We start from the raw sequence: 432 nt of genomic DNA, 5'->3' as shown, positions 1-432 counted from the left end.
AGCACGAGGACGTCCCCGATCGGTGCCGGGGCCGTCGCCGGTATCTTGGCCTCCTGCCTGGGCCCGGACGCCTCGAACTACCATGCGGTGATCGCGGTCCGCGCTCCCGTCGCCACGCAGGACACGGACGGCGTGGTCATCGCCGTCAACTCCGCCCACCAGTACGTGCAGTGCGAGGCGAAGGGCAACAAGGGCACCAGCATGTCCGTCCCGCCGACGTTCATCAACGACCGCCTGTGGGGCACCGGCCACCTGATCGAGTTCTTCGACAGCTTCAGCGAGCCGGCCGACGGGGAACAGACCCTCTCACTGGGCGCCGGACACTACACACCCGACGTCGCCAAGATCACCATCAGCTACGGCGACAACCCGACGCAGTACCCGGCCCTCATGGCAGACGGCGCGTTCGTCTACACGGCGGCCATCTCCGGC

At 68.1% G+C, this 432-nt stretch carries 1 pseudogene; it reads left to right on the top strand.

Features of this window, described 5'->3' with window-relative positions:
- Positions 1-87 precede the first annotated feature (87 nt).
- Positions 88-432, top strand: a pseudogene (locus tag QSK45_RS38120) (hypothetical protein); the annotation flags it as partial.

This window comes from Streptomyces hygroscopicus subsp. hygroscopicus (assembly GCF_030269125.1).
Taxonomy (GTDB): Bacteria; Actinomycetota; Actinomycetes; order Streptomycetales; family Streptomycetaceae; genus Streptomyces; species Streptomyces hygroscopicus_C.
The sequence above is the reverse complement of the archived record's forward strand: the minus strand, read 5'-3'. Positions and strand labels throughout refer to the sequence as shown.